The sequence below is a fragment of the Cellulomonas septica genome (assembly GCF_012396155.1).
Lineage (GTDB): Bacteria > Actinomycetota > Actinomycetes > Actinomycetales > Cellulomonadaceae > Cellulomonas > Cellulomonas septica.
Map to the genome: position 1 here is coordinate 1 of NZ_JAAXOY010000763.1, position 1,520 is coordinate 1,520.

General features: G+C 73.9%; 2 protein-coding genes. Both read right to left on the minus strand.

Annotation, left to right across the window (positions count from 1 at the left end):
* Positions 1-57 precede the first annotated feature (57 nt).
* Positions 58-663, minus strand: a complete 606-nt coding sequence (locus HGA02_RS18930; protein WP_168680892.1) for a TetR/AcrR family transcriptional regulator — start codon at positions 661-663, stop codon at positions 58-60.
* A gap of 53 nt (positions 664-716) precedes the next feature.
* Positions 717-1,520, minus strand: an 804-nt coding sequence (locus tag HGA02_RS18935; protein WP_210728815.1) for a hypothetical protein, incomplete at its 5' end; no start/stop codon positions are given.

Genomic DNA, 1,520 nt, shown 5'->3' on the forward strand with positions numbered 1-1,520 from the left:
CGGCCTCGGCCACCCGGCCCGGGGCGCTTGCCGGGTCGGCTGTCGCGGTGCGGCACGTCAGGCGGGGACGGGCGTGAGGGCGCCGACGGCGCGGAGCACGAACGTCTCGGTCTGCTCGATCGCGCGCTCGCGCTCGGCGCCGCCCTGGGGCACGCCGCGGCCGGACAGGCACGCGTTGACGAGCGGGACGATCGTGTCGACGTCCTGGTCGGGGAAGACGCCCGACGCGATCCCGGCGGCGAGGATGCGGCGCAGGATCTGCTCGACGACGACGACGTGCTCGCGGACCCGCTGCTGGGCGCCGCGGGACAGGACGGAGCGCAGCTCGGGCCCGGGGGCGACGTGGTAGACGCGCGTCAGGGACGCCTGCTGCCGGACGTAGGTGCGCAGCTGCTCGACGGGGTCGTCGATGTCGTCGAGCGAGCGCTGCAGGGTGGCGGTGTACTGCTCGGTCTCGTGCGTGATGAAGCCGAGGAGCAGCGCCTCCTTGTCGGGGAAGTGGTTGTAGACGGCGGTGCGTCCGACGCCGGCGGCCTGGGCGATCTCGGCGAGCGTGATGGCGTCGAAGCCGCGCTCGGCCATGAGGGCCGACAGCGCGGCGAAGAGCTTGCTGCGCGTCTGCTCGCGGTGCTCGTGCAGCGACCCGCCGATGATCTTGGGCATGGTGACATCGTCTCACGTTCTGTCAGAAACCGAGCCCCACGCCCATCCGCTGGTCACCGGCCCGCGCGCGGCCGCGCGAACACCCCGCCGATGAACCCGAGCACGGCGCCCACGAGGATCAGCGGCACGCCGTTGGTCACCACGAACGCGTCGTCGACGGGGAACTGCAGCTGCGCGACGAGCGCCCCGATCCCGAGCAGCGCCGCGAGGATCGCCGATCGCCGGATCTGCTTCCCCGACCCGGTGAGCCCGAGCAGCATGATCAGCGCGAGCAGCGCGACCAGCAGGGTCGCGGCCACCGCCGCCGCGATGCTGATCGCGACCTCGTTGCCCGTCGACGCCTCCGTGACGACCAGCTCGAGGTCGACGACCTGACCGTCGAGCCAGGGCAGCAGGGCCCCCGCGATCATCGCGAGCGCACCGAGCCACACGAGCCACCGCTTCGCGACGGGCCGCCAGTCGCGTGCCGTCTGGGTGAGCGTCGCCGCACCCTCGACGGACCCGGCCGCGTCGCTCGCCACGACGGTCACCGCACGGGACCGCTGCGTCCCGCCGTCGGGCAGGGGTGCGTCGAACGAGAGCTGCACGCGCGCGACCTGACCGGGGGCCACGGTGAGCTGGTCCTGCGAGAACGTGAACCGTGCCCGCCCGAGCTCGTCGCGGGCCGCGAGCCGCACGGTCAGGGGTGACGTGCCCGCGCGGTTGTCGACGTCGACCGCGAACGCCCCACGACGCGCCTCGGTCGAGACCGTCGCGGGCTGCAGCGCGACGCGGGCCGTCGTGATCGGGTCGGCCGGCGCGCTCACGTCGAGCACGCCCGTCGCCTCGACCTCGCGCCGCCCGTCCGAGACGACCAC